Source organism: Serratia sp. CY47444, assembly GCF_052168635.1.
Classification (GTDB): Bacteria; Pseudomonadota; Gammaproteobacteria; order Enterobacterales; family Enterobacteriaceae; genus Serratia; species Serratia bockelmannii.
Genome location: NZ_JBJNMH010000011.1, coordinates 71,708 through 89,140 on the forward strand (window position 1 = coordinate 71,708; position 17,433 = coordinate 89,140).

Below are 17,433 nucleotides of genomic sequence, written 5' to 3' on the forward strand. Positions count from 1 at the left end.
CGCCGCGCGCCGCGGGATCATTCCAGCCTGAAATGCGCCTCCAGCCGGCTGACGCCGAGCCCGTTGACCTTTTTCACCTTGATCTGCACCGGAATACGTTCTTTCATCGCCTCGACGTGGCTGATCACGCCGATGGTTTTGCCGGAGGCATTCAGGCTGTCCAGCGCATCCAGCGCGGTATCGAGGGTTTCGGCGTCTAGCGTGCCGAAGCCTTCGTCGAGGAACAGCGAGTCGATGCTGGTTTTGTGGCTGACCAGATCGGACAACGCCAGCGCCAGCGCCAGGCTGACCAGGAAGCTCTCACCGCCGGACAGGGTGCGGGTATCGCGCAGCGCGTCCGCCTGCCAGGTGTCCACCACTTGCAGCTCCAGCGCATCGCTGGTTTTGCGCTGCAGCAGGTAACGCCCATGCAGCCGGCCGAGTTGCTGGTTAGCCAGATAGACCAGATGATCGAGCGTTAACCCCTGAGCGAAGCGGCGGAACTTGTCGCCTTCTTTCGAGCCGATCAGCTGGTTGAGGTAGCTCCAGTCGTCGTAGTCTTGCTGACTGCGGGCGATCTGCTCGAACAGCGCCTGCTGATTAAGGCGACGGGCGGCGTCGCTTTCCAACTGGTTGCGCAGTTCCCCCTGGCGCAGCTGCAACGTTTTCAACTGCTGTGCCAACTCGGCCAGCGATTGGGTGAGCGCGTCGAGATCCGTGTTGGCTTCATCCACCCCCTCAGGGCGGCTCAGCCGATGCTGCTCCAGCGTTTGCGTCGCCTGCGTCAGCAGGGCCGCGGCCTCTACCTGCCGCTGTTGCAGTTGCTCTCTACGCTGCTGCAATTCGCGGCGCAGTGTGTCGTCCAGCAGCGCGGCGGTGAAGGCGGTTTCATCAGCGAATTCGCTGTCGGCCAGCGCCTGCTGCCACTGCTGCTGCGCCTGCTGCAGCCGCTCCTGCATCTGGGTGTGCTGTTGTTGTAACCCGGCCTGCTGGCCGGTCAGGCGCTCGCGCAGTTCCTGCGCCTTTTGCCACTGCTCGGCGGCCTGTAAGCTGGCCTGTTCACAGGCGGTTTGTTTGGCGCGCAGCTGTTCCCGCACCTCGGCGACCCGCTGTTCGCCGAACAGCGCCAGCCGCTGCGCGCGCCGCTCTGCGAGAGTTTTCTCGCCTTCCTGCCAGCGTTGTTGCAGGTCTTGCTGCTGTTGCAGGCTGTCGGCATAGGTTTTCTGCAGCAGCGTAAAGCGCTCTTCGAGCAGCGCCAGCTGTTGCTGCGCCTGCTGCTGCTGCGTTTGCAGAGCGGCGAGCGCGTCTTTTGCCTGTTGTACTGCCTGCGCCGCCTGTTCATGCTGCTGCAGCGCGTGCTGCCCGCGCCGCTCTTCATCGTCGCAACCGCTCAGCCAGGCGCTGAGTCGCTCGCTCTCCGCCAGCGTAAAGTCGAACGCCAGCGGTGCGCTGAGCTGCTGCCACTGCTGCTGTTGGGCAGCCAACTGCTGTTCATCCTGCGCGATGGTTTGCTGCTGGCGTTGTTGCTGTTCCTGCAGGCCTTCGCAGCGGGTACGCAACTCGGTGCCCTGGGTTTGCAGTTTCTCGGCGAGAGTACGCATCTCAACCAAACGCTGTTCCGTGGCCGAAGGCTGTACAGCCTGATACTGCTCTACTGCTGGATGGCTGGTGGAACCGCACAGTGGGCAGGGGGCACCGCTTTGCAGCAGGGCGCGCTCCGCTTCCAGACTGACGATGCGTTTTTCCAGTTCGTGGATCTGCTCCACTTCCTGCAGCTGCGCCTTGTGCTGTTTGAATTGCTGACGCGCGCTCTCCAACTGCTGTTGCAGCCCGGCGAGCTGCGTTTGCCGCTCGGCGTGCTCCGCCTGTTGCCTAGCCAGACGCTCGCGGGTCTGACGGTTAAGGGACGCCAGAGTAAACAGCTGCTGGCGTGTTGGGCGCAGATCCGCCAGGGCGCTCAGGCGTTGGCGCAGCGGGGCCAACGGCGTTTGCGCCTCCAGCGCCTGTTGCTGCTGTTGTTGAACGGCCAGCGCTTCGTTCAGCGCGTTCAACTGCTGCTGATGTAGTGCGCCCTGTGCCGTCAGCTGGCTGCGCTGAGCGGTGAGCTGCTCCAGCGTAGTTTGCTGCTGGGCGCACTGCTGCGTGGTGGCATCGGCGGCCTGTCGTCGCTCGGCCTGTGTCGACTGCAGTTGGGCTATTTGGTGGTCGAGCGGAGCGACTTGCTCATCGATCAGCTGTTGCTGCTGCTGCATATACTCGGCATGGGTTTGCTGCGCCAGGCGGGCTTTTTCCACCGCCTGCTGCAGCGGCGCCAGCTGCGCCGAGTGCTGTTCCTGTTGCTGCGTCAGCTGGGCTGCCTGCTGTTGTATCGTCTGCAGTTCGGCGCGGCAGCGATCGCGTTCGCCGCGCAGCGGCCGCAATTTCTCGGCCGGTTCGCTGAGCGCCAGCTGCTGCAGCTGCGGGGCGGCCTCTGCCTGCTCGCGCTGGGCGGTTTCCAGCCGCCGTTGACCCTCGCCTTGCTGTTGCCGGAGGCGTTGCCATTGCTGCAGCCAGCTCAGCGCCTGTTGCTGTCGCTGGGTTTGCTCGCCGAGGGCGATTTCCTGCGCGCTCAGCGCCGTCAGCTGTTCGGTCAGAGACTGGCGCTGCTCGTCGTTCAGCAGTTCGATGCCGCTGGCGCGTTGGTGTAACCCATCCAGGTCGGTTTTGGCCTGCTTGTGCGACTCGAACACCTGTTCGGACAGTCGCCCATAGATTTCGGTGCCGGTCAGCTCTTCCAGCAGTTCGGCGCGATCGTTGGCATCGGCATTGAGGAAGGCGGCGAACTGCCCCTGAGACAGCATCATCGATTTGGTGAAGCGGCCAAAGTCCAGCCCGGTGATGGTTGCGGTAAGCTCCAGCTTGTCGCGCACCTTGTCCGCCAGGATCTTGCCGTCCTCGCGGCGCGCCAATTCGACCTTCGGCGCCTGCAGATTGCCGTCCGGCGCATTCTTGGCGCGGCGCTGGCTCCAGAAGGCGCGATAGCCGACGCCCTTGACCTCGAATTCGACCTCCGCCAGCGATTCGGCGGTGTGGCGGGTCATCAGTTCATTCTGGCTCGGCGTGACGTTGAGGCGCGGCGTCTGGTGGTACAGCGCCAGGCAAATGGCGTCCAGCAGGGTGGTTTTGCCCGCGCCGGTCGGGCCGGTAATGGCGAACAGGCCGTTGCTGGCGAACGGCTCGGCGGTGAAGTCAATTTTCCATTCGCCCTGCAGCGAGTTGAGGTTTTTTAACCGCAGGCTGAGGATCTTCATGGGTTGGTCTCCTCAGGATTGTGCTGCACCGCATCGACCACCTGGCGGAACAGTTGGTGCATCCGCCGTTGGCGTGCTTCGGGCATGTCGGCCTCCTGCGCCAGGCGCCGTTCGAACACCTCGTTGACGCTCAGTTCGTTCAGCGTTTCCTTATCCTGCTGCGCGATTGCCTGGCGGCGCTGCTCTTTGCTGCGCCGCAACAGCACCACTTCCACCGGCAGCTCATCCGCCATCAGTTGGATGCGGCGCTGAATATCGCTGAGGTAGTCCTGCGTCGCCACTTCGATATCCAGCCACACCGGCAGCTCGCCGGCATAGTCGGCAAATTGCTGCAGTTGCCGTTCGATCTCGGCCAGATCCCCTTTGATCAGCTGCATGGGCTGGAACTGCGGGATCGTTAACGCATCTACCTGCTGGAGGGCTCCGTCGGCGAAATCGACCAGGAAGACGCTTTTGGCTTTGCCCAGCTCATCGAAGCTGAGCGGGATCGGTGAGCCGCTATAGCGAATATGCTCTGACTTGGCGACGTTCTGCGCGCGGTGAATGTGGCCGAGCGCGATGTAATCGGCGGGCGGGAAGGCCTGCGCCGGGAAGGCGTCCAGAGTGCCGATATAGATGTCGCGCACCGAGTCGGAGGTGGTGACGCCGACGGTGGTCAGGTGGCCGGTGGCGACGATCGGCAGCGGCAAGCCCAGCTGGTCGCGGCGCTCGCAGGCCGCCTGATACAGCGTCTGATAATGTTCGGCGATGGCTTCCTGCAGCGCCTGCTGTTTCTGCGCGCCGGATTCGCCGGCGCGGCTGGTAAGCAGATCGCGCGGCCGTAGGAACGGGATGGCGCACAGCACCGCGCCCGGCTGGCCGTCGCGCTGGTTAAGCACCACGATCTGCTGTTCGGCCGCGCCTTGCGCGCTCGCGATCACCGTGGTGTTCAGGCAGGAGAGCAGTTCCCGCGATTCGTTCAGCGTCGCCACCGAATCGTGGTTGCCGCCCAACACGACCAACTGGCAGCCGGTGCGCTGTAGTTCCACCACGAAGCGGTTGTACAGCTCGCGGGCATAGCTGGGCGGTGAGCCGGTATCGAACAGATCCCCGGCGACGATCAGCGCATCCACCTGTTGCTGTTCGATCTGTTCGATCAGCCAGTTCAGAAAAGCCTGGTGCTCGGCGGCGCGGCTTTTGGTGAAAAAGTACTGGCCAAGGTGCCAGTCAGAGGTGTGGATCAGGCGCATGACACTCCCGGATGCAAAGATAATGGCGATGATTATAAAGGCCGCGGCGGCGGCTGTCCCGGCGCAATGATGATGACAACCGGATGATTTTTCTTTACTGCGGGAAATAATCGCTATGCTTACTGCCTATAACAGCCGGTTTTTTTCATAAAAGTGTCACAAAACTGACGCATAATGGCGCCCGAAAAGTCGCTAACACATTGGCAGGATTGACGATGGCAAGACGCATACTGGTGGTGGAAGACGAAGCGCCGATCCGTGAGATGGTGTGCTTTGTGTTGGAACAAAATGGTTACCAACCGTTGGAAGCCGAGGATTATGACAGCGCCGTGACGCGTCTGTCTGAGCCGTTCCCTGATTTGGTGTTGCTTGACTGGATGTTGCCCGGCGGTTCCGGCATTCAGTTTATCAAACATATGAAGCGCGAAGCGCTGACCCGCGATATTCCGGTCATGATGCTGACCGCGCGCGGGGAAGAGGAAGACCGCGTGCGCGGCCTGGAAGTGGGGGCGGATGATTACATTACCAAGCCGTTCTCGCCCAAGGAGCTGGTGGCGCGCATCAAGGCGGTCATGCGCCGCATTTCACCGATGGCGGTGGAAGAAGTGATTGAAATGCAAGGCCTGAGCCTGGACCCGTCCTCCCACCGCGTGATGGCGAACGATCAGGCGTTGGACATGGGGCCGACCGAGTTCAAGCTGCTGCACTTCTTTATGACCCACCCGGAGCGGGTTTATAGCCGTGAGCAGTTGCTTAATCACGTCTGGGGCACTAACGTTTATGTGGAAGACCGTACCGTTGACGTGCATATCCGTCGGCTCCGCAAAGCGTTAGAAACCAGTGGGCATGATAAAATGGTTCAAACCGTTCGGGGCACCGGCTACCGGTTCTCAACGCGCTACTGATCGCGCTGCGCTGGAGAATATGCCGTGTTAGAACGTCTGTCGTGGAAGAGGCTGGCTCTGGAGCTGGCTCTTTTTTGTTTGCCCGCCTTGCTGCTGGGGCTGATTTTCGGTTATCTGCCCTGGTTTCTGCTGGCCTCCGCGCTGGCTGCGCTGGTGTGGAATTTCTACAACCAGCTCAAACTCTCCCATTGGCTGTGGATTGACCGCAGCATGACGCCGCCGCCCGGCCGCTGGAGCTGGGAGCCGTTGTTCTATGGCCTGTATCAGATGCAGCAGCGCAATCGCCGCCGCCGGCGCGAGCTGGCGCTGCTGATCAAGCGCTTTCGCAGCGGGGCCGAATCGTTGCCTGACGCGGTGGTGATGACCACCGTCGAGGGCAATATCTTCTGGTGCAACGGGCTGGCGCAGCATCTGCTCGGCTTCCGCTGGCCGGAAGACAACGGCCAGCACATCCTCAACCTGCTGCGCTATCCGGAATTCAGCCACTATCTGCAACAGCAGGAGTTTTCACGCCCGCTGACGCTGCAGCTGAACAACGAACACTACGTCGAATTCCGCGTGATGCCGTATTCCGAAGGGCAACTGCTGATGGTGGCGCGCGACGTCACCCAGATGCGCCAGCTGGAGGGCGCGCGGCGCAACTTCTTCGCCAACGTCAGCCATGAGCTGCGCACGCCGCTGACGGTGCTGCAGGGCTACCTGGAGATGATGGGTGACGAAGAGCAGGATGGTTCGCTGCGCAGCAAGGCGCTCGGCACCATGCAAGAGCAGACCCGCCGGATGGACGGGCTGGTCAAGCAACTGCTGACACTGTCGCGCATCGAGGCGGCACCCAATGTCGACATGAACGAGCGCGTGGATATCCCGCTGATGCTGCGGGTGTTACAGCGCGAGGCGCAGTCGCTGAGCGGCGGCAATCACGAGATCACCTTCCGGGTTAACGAGCAGCTCAACGTGTTCGGTAATGAAGATCAGTTGCGCAGCGCGGTGTCTAACCTGGTGTACAACGCGGTCAACCACACGCCGAAGGGTACCCACATCGAAGTGAGCTGGCAGCAGACGGCGCACGGCGCGCAGTTCCAGGTCAGCGACAACGGGCCGGGCATCGCCGCCGAGCACCTGCCGCGCCTGACCGAGCGTTTTTACCGCGTCGACAAGGCCCGTTCGCGCCAGACCGGCGGCAGCGGGCTGGGGCTGGCGATTGTCAAACACGCGCTCAGCCATCACGATGCGCGGCTGGAGATCCTCAGCGAACCGGGGATCGGCACCCGCTTTATCTTTACCTTACCCAATCGGTTGATTGTTCCCGCCGCTTTATCAGAGAATGCGGTGAAAAATTAACGCGAGACACCGGTATGACCCGAATAACCCGAGGGCTGTTGCTTTGCCTGGCGCTGCTGGCCGGGCGCGGCGCGCTGGCGCAGCCCGACGGCATGCTGGCGGGCAACCTGTCCAGCGTCGGTTCCGACACCCTGGCGAATCTGATGGCGCTATGGGCGCAGGATTTCAGCCAGCATTATCCCAACGTTAACCTGCAGATCCAGGCCGCCGGATCGTCGACCGCGCCGACCGCGTTGGCGGCGGGCGCCGCGCAGCTGGGCCCGATGAGCCGGCCGATGAAGGCCGCCGAGGTTTCGGCGTTCGAACACCGTTACGGCTATGCGCCGCTGGCGGTGCCGGTAGCAGTGGATGCGCTGGTGGTGTTAGTGCATCAGGACAACCCGCTGCGCGGCCTCAATCTGCAGCAGCTCGATCGCATTTTCTCCGCCACCCGGCGCTGCGGCGAAAGCAAACCGTTGACGCGCTGGGGCGAGCTGGGGCTGAGTGGCGACTGGGCGACGCGTTCGCTGCAGCGTTTCGGCCGCAACTCGGCGTCCGGCACCTACGGCTATTTCAAACTGCGTGCGCTGTGCGGCGGCGATTTTATGCCGCGCGTCAATGAGTTGCCCGGTTCAGCCTCGGTGGTGCAGGCGGTGGCCGGTTCGCTCAACGGCATCGGCTACGCCAGCATCGGTTTTCGCGCCAGCGGCGTGCGGCTGCTGCCGTTGGCGGAGTCGGGAGAGGACTATGTTGCCCCTACCGCCGCCAACGTGCGCAACGATCGCTACCCGCTGTCGCGCTATCTGTATATCTACATCAACAAAGCCCCCAATCAACCGCTGGAGCCGCTGACCGCCGCGTTCCTCGACCGCGTGCTGTCGACTGCCGGGCAGAGCCTGGTCAATCACGACGGCTATCTGCCGCTGCCGCCGGGCGCCCTGCAGAGGACCCGTCAGGCGCTTGGGTTGCCACCGCTCGCGCCGGCCGTGATGAAATAACCGACAAAATGCGACGTAATTTTCGCCTTTTTTCACGGCCAAACGAAGCTCGTGCCACGCGAAAATCGGGCTTATATTGGCGTTTTCGCGCGGTAAAGTGATATATGCTTCACGTTTCGTGAATCTGCTGTTCAAAAATGATACAAATCATGTAGTGTATATTTATTGATAGCCAATATGATCGACTGGTGGCTAAAGTTTATATGGTCGATAGCTCTGCTTTTCGCCGTGCGTCTTGCCTTGAAGCGCTATAAACGTTTACCTTAGCCCTCGTTGTCGGATTAAACCTCCATTTTTATAACTCCTAAAATTTTGCCCATCTTCATGAGCGGCCACTTTCGAATAGGGACATAAACGCCGGATCGACTGCGTTTAGGGTGCTTATTTGGCGCTGCAACGTTAGGGCATGCCGGCAACCGGGTGGGGCGTTACGCCACCACGCTATCGGACCATTTTTTTCATTTGAACAGGCAACACGACATCGTATGAGTCATCGTTTAACGTCAAAAGATATCCTGGCACTGGGTTTCATGACCTTTGCCTTATTCGTTGGGGCCGGGAACATCATCTTCCCGCCGATGGTCGGCTTGCAGTCCGGTGAACACGTCTGGACCGCAGCGCTGGGCTTCCTGATCACCGCCGTGGGTCTGCCGGTCATCACCGTCATCGCGTTGGCGCGCGTCGGCGGCGGCATCGACGCCCTCAGTTCGCCGATCGGCCGCGGCGCCGGCCTGCTGCTGGCGACCGTCTGCTACCTGGCCGTCGGCCCGCTGTTCGCCACGCCGCGCACCGCCACCGTATCCTTTGAAGTGGGCATTGCCCCGCTGACCGGCGACGGCACCATGCCGCTGTTTATCTATAGCCTGGTGTACTTCGCGCTAGTGATCGGCATCTCCCTGTATCCGGGCCGTCTGCTCGATACCGTCGGCCACGTGCTGGCGCCGCTGAAGATCGTGGCGCTGGCCGTACTGGGCATCGCCGCGCTGCTGTGGCCTGCCGGCGCGCCGATCCCGGCGACGGCGGCTTACCAGAGCGTGCCTTTCTCCTCCGGCTTCGTTAACGGCTATCTGACCATGGATACGCTGGGGGCGCTGGTATTCGGTATCGTTATCGTCAACGCGGCGCGTTCACGCGGCGTGAAAGACGCCGGTCTGTTGACTCGTTACACCATTCTGGCCGGTTTGATCGCCGGCGTGGGCCTGACGCTGGTTTACCTGAGCCTGTTCAAGCTGGGCTCCGGCAGCGGCGCGCTGGTGCCTGACGCCACCAACGGCGCGGTGATCCTGCACGCTTACGTTCAGAACACCTTCGGCGGTTTGGGCAGCTTCTTCCTGGCGGCGCTGATCTTCATCGCCTGCATGGTGACCGCGGTAGGCCTGACCTGCGCCTGCGCCGAGTTCTTCGCGCAATATCTGCCGTTCTCGTACAAGACGCTGGTGTTTATCCTGGGCCTGTTCTCGATGGTGGTGTCCAACCTCGGCCTGAGCCACCTGATCCAGATCTCCATTCCGGTGCTGACCGCGATTTACCCGCCGTGCATCGTGCTGGTGGTGCTGAGCTTCACCCTGCGTTGGTGGCACAGCGCGCCGCGCATCATCGCGCCGGTGATGCTTGTCAGCCTGTTGTTTGGTATCCTTGACGCGGTGAAAGCGTCCAGCTTCCAGCAGCTGCTGCCGGCCTGGACCACTCACCTGCCGCTGGCGGAGCAGGGGTTGGCATGGTTGCCGCCTTCGCTGCTGATGCTGGCGCTGGTCGCGATTTATGATCGGGTGTGCACGCGTTCCCAAGTGACCGCGCACTGATAATCCCCCGGCTTAATCTAGGGCCACGGACATGTCCGTGGCTTTTTTACGTTTAAAACTATGGGTCATTTTCATGCAACAACAGTCACCCACCACTGTCCCCGACAATAAGCTGAAACGCGGCCTCAGCACGCGTCATATCCGCTTTATGGCGTTGGGGTCAGCCATCGGCACCGGGTTGTTCTACGGCTCGGCGGACGCCATCAAAATGGCCGGCCCGAGCGTGCTGCTGGCTTACCTGATCGGCGGCATCGTGGCCTTCATCATCATGCGCGCATTGGGGGAGATGTCGGTCAACAACCCGCAGGCCAGCTCATTTTCCCGCTACGCGCAGGACTACCTCGGCCCGATGGCGGGTTACATCACCGGCTGGACTTACTGCTTTGAAATCCTGATTGTCGCCATCGCCGACGTGACCGCCTTCGGCATCTATATGGGGGTCTGGTTCCCGGAAGTGCCGCACTGGATCTGGGTGCTGAGCGTGGTGCTGATCATTGGCGCCATCAACCTGATGAGCGTCAAGGTATTCGGCGAACTGGAATTCTGGTTCTCGTTCTTCAAGGTCGCCACCATCATCATCATGATCGCGGCCGGTATCGGCATCATCATCTGGGGTATCGGCAACGGCGGGCAACCGACCGGTATTCATAACCTGTGGTCGAACGGCGGCTTCTTCAGCAACGGCTTTATCGGCATGATCCTGTCGCTGCAGCTGGTGATGTTCGCTTACGGCGGCATTGAAATCATCGGTATTACCGCCGGCGAAGCCAAAGATCCGAAAAAATCGATTCCGAAGGCCATCAACTCGGTGCCGTGGCGCATTCTGGTGTTCTACGTCGGTACGCTGTTCGTCATCATGTCTATCTACCCGTGGAACCAGGTGGGTACCAACGGCAGCCCGTTCGTGCTGACTTTCCAGCATATGGGCATCACCGTGGCGGCAGGCATCCTCAACTTCGTGGTGATTACCGCGTCGCTGTCGGCGATCAACAGCGACGTGTTCGGCGTCGGCCGCATGCTGCACGGCATGGCCGAGCAGGGCCATGCGCCGAAGATGTTCAGCAAGGTGTCGAAACGCGGCATTCCCTGGGTGACGGTGGTGGTAATGATGCTGGCGCTGCTGCTGGCGGTATACCTCAACTACATCATGCCGGAGAGCGTGTTCCTGGTGATCGCCTCCCTGGCGACCTTCGCCACCGTGTGGGTGTGGATCATGATCCTGTTCTCGCAAATTGCCTTCCGCCGCAGCCTGAGCAAAGAGCAGGTGAAACAGCTGGCGTTCCCACTGCGCGGTGGGGTGTTTACCTCGGTGGTGGCGATCGTGTTCCTGGTGTTCATCATCGGTTTGATCGGCTACTTCCCAACCACGCGCGTCTCGCTGTACGCCGGCCTGGTCTGGGTGGTATTGCTGCTGGCGGGATACTGGTTCAAGGTCAACCATCAGAAAAAACGCGCGCCGTTGGCGACGCAGCAAGACTAAATGGAAAAACACCGGCTAAGGCCGGTGTTTTTTTAGCGTTGGTCTTCCACTTCATCCTCTCCGGCGGCGCGCGCTTCGATGCGTACGCCGCCGTCGTTCAGCCGTTCCTCTTCTTCCTCGCCGGCGCAGCGCGCCAGCACTTCGCGAATGTCCTGCAGGTTGCTGCTGAGCGCACTTAGCGAAGGTTGCAGATTGCGGGGCATGCGGCTTTCATCCAGCGACGCGCTGTGCAGGCAGCCGATAAACAGCAGGGTGGCCAGCAGGGTAAACAGCCGGTGACGTAACCGTTTCAGCAAGGGCTTTCCCTCTCGGTAGTGAAGGTGATGGCGCATTAACGCCGTTTTCGCCGGGGAAAAGAAGGGGATGGAGATATCTGCTGGCAATTGAAAGAGAATAATTACCAGCAGACACAGTTACGTCAGCCGACGTCAGGAAGCGTTCGCGCTTTGTTGCAGCATGCCGCGCAGGTCATTGCCGGTTGGCGTTTGATGCACGCGCAGGCCGAACTCGTCGATCACCGCCAGGATATGGTCGAAAATATCCGCCTGAATGCTTTCGTACTCCGCCCAGACCGTGGTGTTGGTAAAGGTGTAGATTTCCAGCGGCAGGCCCTCCGGCGTTGGCGCCAGCTGGCGCACCATCAGCGTCATATTCTGGTGAATGCGCGGGTGAGCGCGCAGGTAGGCTTCCAGATAGGCGCGCAGCGTGCCGAGGTTGGTCAGGCGGCGGCCGTTGAGCGGCGAGGCCAGATCGACGGCGATCTCCTGATTATGCTGGCTCAGCTCCTGGGTCTTGACGTTCAGGTAGCTGTGCAGCAGCGGGTTGCGCTGCAGGCGGCGCTGTTCCTCTTCCGACAGGAAGTGCACGCTGCCGGTGTCGATATTCAGGCTGCGCTTGATGCGGCGCCCGCCGGATTCCGACATCGACCGCCAGTTCTTGAACGAGTCGGAGATCAGCGCGTAGGTAGGAATAGTGGTGACGGTGTTGTCCCAGTTACGCACTTTGACCGTGGTCAGGCCGATGTCGGTGACCGCGCCGTCGGCGCCGTATTTCGGCATTTCCAGCCAGTCGCCGATCTTCAGCATATCGTTGGCGGAGAGCTGAATGCCGGCCACCAGCCCGAGGATCGGATCCTTGAACACCAACATCAAGACCGCGGTCATGGCACCCAGGCCGCTGAGCAGCAGCAGCGGCGATTTGCCCATCAGCAACGAAACGATCATGATGCCGATCAGGATCGCCGCCACCAGTTTCAGGCCCTGGAAAATGCCGCGCAGCGGCAGCTGATTGGCGATCGGACTTTGGCGCAGCAGCGCCAGCAGCGTATCCAGCAGCGAGAACAGCGACAGCAGGGTGAAGGCGAGGATCCACACCTGCGCGGCGGTGACGATCACCGCCTGGGTTTGGCTGCCGCTCTGCAACCACAGCGTCGCCTGGATGCTGATGATCACCCCTTGCAGCAGCAGCGCCACGCGCTGGAACAGTTTGTATTGGGTGATGGCCTGTTGCCAGACGCGCTGCGATTGCTGGCCGCGGCGCTGAAGGGCGGCCAACACCACCCGGTGCAGCACCAGGTGGATCACCACCGAGATCAGAACAATCAACCCCAATACCATCAACAGCGACATCACTCCGCCGAATTCCAAACCAAACTGTTCCAGCCAGCGCGTTATCTGTTGTTGCATTACCGCTCCTTAAAAAATGCGCAAAAAATATCCTGTAAGCTCAAAACGCGTTAGCCTAAGGGGTAACGTGAAGGATTTGTGCCTGTTTACCTTTTTTTACATCGAGTTAGCGTTATTTTTCGGTCTCCGCCCCCCGGCTCATCCCTGGGTTTTGCGGCCAGAGAGGAGGGGGAGTTGCACTTAACGTGGCATTGTTCGCTTCTTGAAGAACGCCGTCGATTTCGTTTGGTACAGCAGGAGAAACAGTATGCTTAACGCCTGGCATCAACCGGTCCCGCCTTTTGTGGTGAAGCAAGGGCAACGTTTGGATATCACGCTGTGGTTACAGGGGGATGAACTGCCGGAACGGGTGTTTTTGCGCGCCGAACCGGACAACGAAGAGTGGCTGCTGGTGATGAAAGCGCAGCGCCACGAGGGGATGCGGCGCTACCAGGCCAGCCTTACGCTGAATGAGGGCGAGCCGACGCGGCGTTACTGCTTCAAGCTGCTGTGGGCCGATCGCCAGCAGTGGTTCGGCCCACAGGGCTGGTCGCCAACGCCGCCGGGCCAGCTGGCGCAGTTCGCCGTCGACGAGCCCGACCATGGCCCCGAGTGGGTGGCGGATCAGCTGTTCTACCAGATTTTCCCCGATCGCTTCGCCAGCAGCGGCGGCGAGCACGGCATCCAAAGCGGCAGCTACCGCCATCACGCGGCCGGTGCCGAGGTGATTCGGCGCGACTGGCAGCATCCGCTGGAGGATCGTCACGCCGCCTCGACCTTTTACGGCGGCGATCTGGACGGCATCTGCGCCAAACTGCCGTATTTGCAGCAGCTGGGCGTGACCGCGCTGTATCTGAACCCGATTTTTACCGCGCCGAGCGTGCATAAGTACGATACCGAGGACTATTACCAGGTCGATCCGCACTTTGGCGGCAACGCGGCGCTGCAGCGTTTGCGAGTGAGCACTCACAAGGTGGGCATGAAACTGGTGCTGGACGGGGTATTCAACCACACCGGTGACTCGCATCCGTGGTTCGACCGCCATCGCCAGGGCGAAAACGGCGCCTGTCACCACCCCGATTCACCGTATCGCGGCTGGTTCAACTTTTACCCGGACGGCCGCGCGCTCGACTGGAAGGGCAACGCCAGCCTGCCGAAGCTCAACTTCGCCGAGCCGCAGGTGGCGGAAGCGATCTATCGCGGGGAAGGCAGCGTGGTGCGCCACTGGCTGCGCCCGCCGTACAGCATCGACGGTTGGCGGCTGGACGTGGTGCACATGCTGGGGGAGAACGGCGGTGCCACCGGCAACCTGCACCACCTGGCTGGCATCTATCAGGCGGTGAAGCAGGAGAATCCGCAGGCCTACGTATTGGGCGAACACTTCGGCGACGCGCGCCGCTGGCTGCACGCCGGCGTGGAGGATGCGGCGATGAACTACATGGGCTTTGCGCTGCCAGTGCGGGCGTTCTTGGCGGGGCTGGACGTGGCCTATCACCCGGTGCGGCTGGACGCCGCCGGGTGCGCGCAGTGGATGGACGGCTACCGCGCGGGGCTGCCGCACGGCCGCCAGCTGATCCAGTTCAATCAACTGGACAGCCACGATACCGCGCGTTTCCTCACGCTGTTGCAGGGGAACGCGGCGCGCATGCAGATGGCGGCGGTGTGGTTGCTGAGCTGGATCGGCGTGCCTTGTCTCTATTACGGCGATGAGATTGGCCTGGACGGCGGCAACGATCCGTTCTGCCGCAAGCCGTTCCCGTGGGACGTCGGTGACTGGGATCGGCCGCTGCTGGCGCTGTTCCAGCGCATGGCGGCGCTGCGTAAACAGAGCCTGGCGCTGCGTCGCGGCGGCTGTCAGGTGCTGTACGCCAGCGGAGAAACGCTGGTGTTCGTGCGTCTGTATCAGCAGGAGCAGGTGTTGGTGGCGCTGCAGCGCGACGGCAGCGGCCAGGCGCAGCTGCCGCACAACCCGCTGTTGGCCCGCGGCCCGTGGCGGCGTGTGGAAGGGCGGGGAGAGTTGAGCGAAACGGCCGGCGGGCTGCGCCTGCAGCTGGCGGAAGAGTCGGCCACCGTGTGGCGGTATGAAGGCTAAGGGAACTGGGGGGGCCGTAAGGCCCCCGCGATCAAGGTGAGTAGGCGTTTACATCAGTAACCGACCGCGGAGCCTGCCGGGCGACGCACGTCGTTGGCGCCGTACAGGTAACCTTCGCGCACTTTGCCGGAAACCGCCGAATCGTTGCCGGAGTTGGCCGGGCTGACGCCCGCCGCGCCCGGCAAACCGACCAGAATCAGTTCGGCGGCGCCCCATGGCGTTTGCTCGACCATCTTATAGCCCATGCCGCTCAGCAGCTTCAGCGTATCGGCGGAAACGCCGCGCTGTTCGTAGTACACCTCATCCGGCAACCATTGGTGATGGATGCGCGGTGCGTCCACCGCTTCCTGCGGCGCCATACCGTGGTCGATCACGTTCAACGCGGTCTGCAGGGTAATGGTGATGATGCGTGAGCCGCCCGGCGAGCCCAGCACCATAAAGATCTTGTTGTCCTTGGTCACCAGCGTCGGGCTCATCGACGATAGTGGGCGCTTACCGGGGGCAATGCTGTTGGCGGTGCCTTGCACCAGCCCGTACAGGTTTTTCTCGCCCACTTTCACCGTGAAGTCGTCCATCTCGTCGTTGAGGAAGAAGCCGGTGCCCGGTGCGATCACCACGGCGCCGAAGCGGCCGTTGACGGTATAGGTGGTGGAGACCGCGTTGCCGTCGTGGTCGACGATCGAATAATGGGTGGTTTCCGGCTTCTCATGCGGTTCCATGCCGGGCTGTACGTTTTCCGACGGCGTGGCCTTGTCCGCGACGATTTTCTTGCGGATCTGCTCGGCGTAGCTCTTGCTCACCAGCCGGTCGATCGGGTTCTTGATGAATTCCGGGTCGCCGAGGTAGGTGTTGCGATCCATGTAGGCATGGCGCATCGCTTCGGTCATGGTGTGAATGGCCGCCGCCGAGTTGAAGCCCATGCTTTTCAGGTCATAGCCTTCCACCACGTTGAGGATTTCGCACAGCGTGACGCCACCGGAGCTGGGAGGCGGCGCCGACACGAACTTGTAGCCGCGATAGCTGCAGGTGATCGGCGGCGTTTCGGTGACCTTGTAGTCGGCGAAGTCGGCGGCGGTCAAAATGCCGCCGCCCTGTTTGGCCGCCGCCTCCACCGCCTGTGGGATCTTGCCTTTGTAGAAGGCGTCGGTTCCCCCTTTGGCGATGGCTTCCAGCGTATTGGCCAGATCGGTTTGCACCAGTTTGTCCCCCGGCTGCAGCGGGCTGCCGTCCGGGCGCAGGAAGATTTTGGCCGACTCGGGATCCTGTTTGAAGCGTGCGACGGTGGTGTCGAGAATATCGGTATCGGCGCGGGTCAGCACAAAGCCTTCGCGCGCCAGCTTGATCGCCGGCGCAAGCACCTGTTCGCGGCTCAGTTTGCCGTACTTCTCACGCGCGGTTTCCATTCCCAGCACGGTGCCCGGCACGCCCGCCGCCAGATAGCCGTACAGGCTGGCGTCTTTCTTCACCTTGCCGTCGGCATCCAGATACATGTTGGCGCTGGCCGCCGCCGGCGCAGTTTCGCGGAAGTTGATGAAGGTATCGGTACCGTCCGCCAGGTGGACGGTCATAAAGCCGCCGCCGCCGATGTTGCCGCAGCAGGGGTTCACCACCGCTTGCGCATAGCCGACCGCCACGGCGGCGTCGATGGCGTTGCCGCCCATTTTCAGGATATCCACCCCGACCTGCGAAGCCAGATGCTGCGAGGTGACCACCATGCCGTTTTTGGCTTCCACCGCTGGGTTGGATGCCGCATACAGGCTGCCGCTGACCAGCAGCGCCGCCATGGTCAGGGGTTTGCTCCATTTCTGTAAAAACATAGTTATTCCTACCCTGTCAGTTTTTTATTGTGTTGTGTTTGCTTGCTGCTGTTCGCTTGCAAAGCGCGAGCCAGCGTTATTGATAGTAGCCGCAGATGGGCATTCACGCGGCGAACTGGGCGGGAAATGTGAGCGGAAACAGGGAAATAAAGCACTGAAGGCGGGCGGTCTGCCCCAAAAAGGGGCATAAAAAAACCGGCCGCGTGGGCCGGTTGATTCACTATCAGGCTGAAATTACAGCTTGGCAGCGTTTTCAGACAGGTATTTTGCCACGCCGTCTGGGGAAGCGCCCATACCTGCTTTGCCTTTTTCCCACTGAGCCGGGCACACTTCACCGTGCTCTTCGTGGAATTGCAGCGCGTCAACGGTACGGATCATTTCGTCGATGTTACGGCCGATTGGCAGGTCGTTAACAACCTGAGCACGCACGATGCCGTCTTTGTCGATCAGGAAGGAGCCGCGCAGCGCAACGCCAGCTTCCGGGTGTTCGATGCCGTAAGCTTTCTGGATTTCACGCTTAACGTCAGCAACCATTGCGTATTTCACTTCACCGATGCCGCCTTTGTCGACAGGGGTTTTACGCCATGCGTTGTGGACGAATTCTGAGTCGAAGGAAACGCCAACCACTTCAACGCCACGCTTCTGGAACTCTTCATAGCGGTGATCGAAAGCGATCAGCTCGGAAGGGCATACGAAGGTGAAGTCCATTGGCCAGAAGAACAGCACGGCTGGTTTACCGTTCAGGTGCTTCTTCAGGTTGAAGTTTTCAACGATTTCGCCGCTACCCAGTACGGCAGCTGCAGTGAAGTCAGGGGCTTGACGAGTTACCAGGACCATAATTACTCCTGTAATAGGTG

The 17,433-nt window shown here is 61.4% G+C and carries 12 protein-coding genes; 6 read left to right on the forward strand and 6 right to left on the reverse strand.

Translation table 11 applies throughout. The features are described from left to right. Positions 1-17: 17 nt before the first annotated feature. Positions 18-3,269 carry an exonuclease subunit SbcC gene (sbcC, locus tag ACJ8IL_RS15375; protein WP_025301738.1) on the reverse strand — a complete coding sequence of 1,084 codons (3,252 nt, stop codon included), beginning with the start codon at positions 3,267-3,269 and terminating at the stop codon, positions 18-20. Continuing rightward, entirely contained in the window at positions 3,266-4,498 is a 1,233-nt protein-coding gene (gene sbcD, locus ACJ8IL_RS15380) for an exonuclease subunit SbcD (protein WP_025301739.1), read from the reverse strand. The genes sbcC and sbcD overlap by 4 nt, the downstream gene beginning before the upstream one ends. Positions 4,499-4,713: 215 nt before the next feature. Between sbcD and phoB the strand changes: the two genes are divergently transcribed. From phoB to proY, 5 genes are all read left to right on the forward strand, one after another. Then, a complete protein-coding gene (gene phoB / locus ACJ8IL_RS15385; RefSeq protein ID WP_004940438.1) occupies positions 4,714-5,403 on the forward strand; it encodes a phosphate response regulator transcription factor PhoB in 690 nt (229 codons plus the stop codon). Positions 5,404-5,427: 24 nt separating this feature from the next. Continuing rightward, positions 5,428-6,744, forward strand: a complete 1,317-nt coding sequence (gene phoR, locus ACJ8IL_RS15390; RefSeq protein ID WP_025301740.1) for a phosphate regulon sensor histidine kinase PhoR — start codon at positions 5,428-5,430, stop codon at positions 6,742-6,744. 14 nt (positions 6,745-6,758) lie between these two features. After that, complete coding sequence (locus tag ACJ8IL_RS15395) at positions 6,759-7,721, forward strand: PstS family phosphate ABC transporter substrate-binding protein (RefSeq protein ID WP_173889168.1); 963 nt, start codon at positions 6,759-6,761, stop codon at positions 7,719-7,721. Between the two features lie 485 nt (positions 7,722-8,206). Next, positions 8,207-9,523 carry a branched-chain amino acid transport system II carrier protein gene (gene brnQ, locus ACJ8IL_RS15400; protein ID WP_025301742.1) on the forward strand — a complete coding sequence of 439 codons (1,317 nt, stop codon included), beginning with the start codon at positions 8,207-8,209 and terminating at the stop codon, positions 9,521-9,523. A 73-nt stretch (positions 9,524-9,596) separates the two neighbouring features. Then, complete coding sequence (proY, locus tag ACJ8IL_RS15405; protein WP_025301743.1) at positions 9,597-11,003, forward strand: proline-specific permease ProY; 1,407 nt, start codon at positions 9,597-9,599, stop codon at positions 11,001-11,003. Positions 11,004-11,035: 32 nt separating this feature from the next. Here proY and ACJ8IL_RS15410 read toward each other — a convergent pair whose 3' ends face one another. Together ACJ8IL_RS15410 and ACJ8IL_RS15415 are read right to left on the reverse strand one after the other, a co-directional pair. Then, entirely contained in the window at positions 11,036-11,299 is a 264-nt protein-coding gene (locus ACJ8IL_RS15410; protein WP_089180595.1) for a hypothetical protein, read from the reverse strand. Positions 11,300-11,431: 132 nt separating this feature from the next. After that, positions 11,432-12,688, reverse strand: a complete 1,257-nt coding sequence (locus ACJ8IL_RS15415) for a mechanosensitive ion channel family protein (RefSeq protein WP_265536286.1) — start codon at positions 12,686-12,688, stop codon at positions 11,432-11,434. 247 nt (positions 12,689-12,935) lie between these two features. Here ACJ8IL_RS15415 and malZ point away from each other — a divergent pair, with 247 nt between their 5' ends. Beyond that, entirely contained in the window at positions 12,936-14,759 is a 1,824-nt protein-coding gene (malZ, locus tag ACJ8IL_RS15420; RefSeq protein ID WP_025301746.1) for a maltodextrin glucosidase, read from the forward strand. Positions 14,760-14,812: 53 nt separating this feature from the next. Here malZ and ggt read toward each other — a convergent pair whose 3' ends face one another. Both ggt and ACJ8IL_RS15430 read right to left on the reverse strand, forming a co-directional pair. Next, positions 14,813-16,576, reverse strand: coding sequence for a gamma-glutamyltransferase (ggt, locus tag ACJ8IL_RS15425; RefSeq protein WP_060432547.1), 1,764 nt, complete (start codon positions 16,574-16,576; stop codon positions 14,813-14,815). Positions 16,577-16,810: 234 nt separating this feature from the next. After that, entirely contained in the window at positions 16,811-17,413 is a 603-nt protein-coding gene (locus ACJ8IL_RS15430; RefSeq protein ID WP_004940403.1) for a peroxiredoxin C, read from the reverse strand. Positions 17,414-17,433: the final 20 nt, after the last annotated feature.

Bases quoted from the DNA above. Each gene is read 5' to 3' on its own strand.
- sbcC (WP_025301738.1), bottom strand. From the start codon at position 3,269: ATGAAGATCCTCAGCCTGCGGTTAAAAAACCTCAACTCGCTGCAGGGC.
- sbcD (WP_025301739.1), bottom strand. From the start codon at position 4,498: ATGCGCCTGATCCACACCTCTGACTGGCACCTTGGCCAGTACTTTTTC.
- phoB (WP_004940438.1), top strand. From the start codon at position 4,714: ATGGCAAGACGCATACTGGTGGTGGAAGACGAAGCGCCGATCCGTGAG.
- ACJ8IL_RS15395 (WP_173889168.1), top strand. From the start codon at position 6,759: ATGACCCGAATAACCCGAGGGCTGTTGCTTTGCCTGGCGCTGCTGGCC.
- brnQ (WP_025301742.1), top strand. From the start codon at position 8,207: ATGAGTCATCGTTTAACGTCAAAAGATATCCTGGCACTGGGTTTCATG.
- proY (WP_025301743.1), top strand. From the start codon at position 9,597: ATGCAACAACAGTCACCCACCACTGTCCCCGACAATAAGCTGAAACGC.
- ACJ8IL_RS15415 (WP_265536286.1), bottom strand. From the start codon at position 12,688: ATGCAACAACAGATAACGCGCTGGCTGGAACAGTTTGGTTTGGAATTC.
- malZ (WP_025301746.1), top strand. From the start codon at position 12,936: ATGCTTAACGCCTGGCATCAACCGGTCCCGCCTTTTGTGGTGAAGCAA.
- ggt (WP_060432547.1), bottom strand. From the start codon at position 16,576: ATGTTTTTACAGAAATGGAGCAAACCCCTGACCATGGCGGCGCTGCTG.
- ACJ8IL_RS15430 (WP_004940403.1), bottom strand. From the start codon at position 17,413: ATGGTCCTGGTAACTCGTCAAGCCCCTGACTTCACTGCAGCTGCCGTA.